Origin of the sequence: Tunicatimonas sp. (assembly GCF_049647865.1) — a bacterium.
Taxonomy (GTDB): domain Bacteria; phylum Bacteroidota; class Bacteroidia; order Cytophagales; family Cyclobacteriaceae; genus Tunicatimonas.
Window position 1 is genome coordinate 1 of record NZ_JBARYM010000394.1, and the last position, 3124, is coordinate 3124.

General features: G+C 43.7%; 2 protein-coding genes. Both read right to left on the minus strand.

Annotated features, from left to right (window positions below; genetic code table 11):
• The coding region (locus WBA23_RS11795; protein ID WP_424582479.1) for a ribonucleoside-diphosphate reductase subunit alpha at positions 1-1516 on the minus strand (1516 nt) is incomplete at its 3' end.
• A 27-nt stretch (positions 1517-1543) separates the two neighbouring features.
• Positions 1544-2539, minus strand: a complete 996-nt coding sequence (locus tag WBA23_RS11800; RefSeq protein WP_424582480.1) for a ribonucleoside-diphosphate reductase small subunit — start codon at positions 2537-2539, stop codon at positions 1544-1546.
• Between the last annotated feature and the right edge of the window lie 585 nt (positions 2540-3124).

Consider the following 3124-nt stretch of genomic DNA (forward strand, 5'->3'; position numbering starts at 1 on the left):
CAATCGGGCGGTGCCGCATATTAGAGTTTTCGGCTTCTTTCACCGGGTAGTAGTTCACATCAATCACCTTGTTCAGGTTGCGCGTTACTACTTTGGTAATTTCGTACAGCTTCTGATGATCGAAGAAGTTATTGCCGTTTTCGTCCTGACTGATGAACTTTGGCAGGGCGATAGAAGCCAAATTACAAACTGCCACTTCATCCTTAGAAGTGTACTCAATAATTTCGGTGCAGAGATTAGACGAACGAATCGTTCCCAGATTCTTCTGGTTAGATTTTTTGTTCGCCGCATCTTTGAAGAGCATGTACGGAGTACCGGTTTCTACCTGGGCTTCCAGAATTTCAAACCACAGCTCCTGTGCTTTAACCACGCGACGGGCTTTACCCTCGCGCTCGTACTTTTCGTACATTTTCTCAAACTCATCACCGTACTTGTCGTACAGACCGGGACATTCGTTAGGGCAGAACAGCGACCATTCTTCATTGTCTTCCACCCGCTTCATAAACAAATCAGGAATCCACAGGGCGTAGAACAGATCGCGGGCGCGAAGTTCTTCTTTTCCGTGGTTACGTCGTAATTGTAAGAAGTCGAAGACATCGGCGTGCCAGGGCTCAATATAAATGGCGAAGCTACCTTTTCGTTTTCCTCCGCCCTGATCAACGTAGCGAGCGGTCATATCAAAGTTCCGCAGCATCGGCACAATTCCGTTGGACGTACCATTGGTACCACGAATGTAGGAGCCAGTGGCCCGTACGTGGTGAATGCTCAATCCAATCCCTCCGGCCGACTGCGAAATCTGAGCGCACTGCTTCAGCGTATCGTAGATGCCATCGATAGAATCGTCTTGAATCGTTAGTAAGAAGCAACTGGAAAGCTGTGGCTTCGGCGTACCCGCATTAAATAGGGTAGGGGTAGCGTGGGTGAACCACTTTTCCGATAGCAAATTGTAGGTCTCAATGGCCGCCTCAATATCATCACCGTGAATACCTACTGCTACCCGCATCAGCATATGTTGCGGACGCTCCACTACTTTACCATCTAGCTTAATCAGGTACGATCGCTCCAGCGTCTTGAAGCCGAAAAAATCGTAACTATAATCGCGACTGTAGATAATGGTAGAATCTAACTGAGCTGCGTGTTTTTTAATTACTGCGTAGGTCTCCTTTGAGATCAACGGAGCGTGATCGCCATTTTTGGGATCTACGTAAGAGTAGAGCCGCTTCATGGTATTGGAGAACGACTTGCTTGTAACCTTATGAAGGTTAGAGATCGCAATTCGAGCCGCCAGCACGGCGTAGTCGGGATGTTTTACTGTGAGGGTGGCCGCCGTTTCTGCCGCCAAATTGTCTAGCTCTACGGTAGTTACCCCGTCGTAGATTCCGGTGATCACTTTTTTTGCCACCTCTACCGCGCTGACGTAGTTGGTGTCTAAGTTGTAGCACAGTTTCTCAATTCGGGCGGTGATCTTGTCGAATTTAACTGATTCCCGCCTTCCATCGCGTTTGATTACTAGCATAGCCTATGGAAATTATTTTGGTAGATATTAAAATTCTTCGTTCAAAGAAAACTTAGGACGATCTTGGTCTTGGGCACTGTTTTTCACGCCGGCTTTCTGGTACTCACCCACGCGCTTTTCAAAGAAATTGGTTTTACCCTGCAAGGAGATCATTTCCATGAAGTCAAACGGATTCTGGGCATTATACACTTTGCTGCAATTGAGTTCTAATAGTAAACGGTCCGCAACAAACTCAATATACTGGCACATCAGATCAGCATTCATACCAATTAGGCTAACGGGCAGTGCATCGGTCACAAACTCTTTCTCAATCTCTACAGCATCGGTAATAATTTTCTGGACAGTTTCCGCCGAGAGTTTGGTATTAAGGTGTTCGTTATACAGGTGGCAAGCAAAGTCGCAGTGCATTCCTTCGTCGCGGGAGATAAGCTCATTAGAGAAGGTTAAGCCGGGCATCAGTCCGCGTTTTTTCAGCCAAAAGATGGAGCAGAATGAACCAGAAAAGAAGATGCCTTCTACCGCCGCAAAAGCAATTAGCCGCTCGGCAAAGTTTCCCTTGTCAATCCAGCGAAGGGCCCAGTCAGCTTTCTTCTTCACACAGTCCATCGTATCAATGGCATTGAAGAGCTTACCTTTCTCCTGACTGTCTTTAACGTAGGTATCGATTAATAAGGAATAGGTTTCGGAGTGAATGTTCTCCATCGCAATCTGGAAGCCGTAGAAGAACTTCGCTTCGGTATACTGCACTTCATTCACAAAGTTCTCGGCTAAGTTCTCATTGACGATACCGTCGCTGGCCGCAAAAAAGGCCAACACGTGAGAGATAAAATGACGCTCACCATCGTTCAAATTATTCCAGTCTTTCATATCCTGGCTCAAATCAATCTCCTCGGCAGTCCAAAAACTTGCCTCCGATTTTTTGTACCATTGCCAGATGTCATCGTGCTCAATTGGGAATAGCACAAATCGGTTAGGATTTTCCGTTAAAATAGGCTCGTTCAAATCAACAGTTTTCTCGCTCATAATAGCTTGGTGTTAAGGGTCTATACTTTAAATAAGTAAGTCAGAGTTATATAAATTTGTTGCTAGAATCGTAAAAAAATTACGATTCTGCAATACAGAATGCATAGACAAAGTTTAGGTAGGCTCTGGTAGTAAAAAAACGTGCTCTTCGTTTAGCACTCTATACAAATATGTTGATTTAGGCGAAAAAGAAAAAGGTTTTACGCTATTTCCCCAAAGGAATTTCGGTTTTATATTTAACTGATTATTGAAGGCTTTTATTCTAAAATACTGATTAGTAGTAGGTTGTATAGCAATTATTTTTACCGAAATTTCGACACAATTTCTTAACATTGACGAAGGTAATTGCCTACGAAGGTTTACTTATTATGAGTAATTGAGGATCGCTCTAAAGAAGACTTTTGGAATTGGATAACTTATTTACTAGTAGATTAAGAGTAAAGCTGCAATGTTTAAATCAATTCTACGTATTTGGTGATCCTACTATCATAGTGAGGCCATATCTTACATCATAATGCAAAAGGGGCATTCTTCGCATTTACCAATGGGGAATACTTTTACCGTATATTCAAATAAGCGTATAAC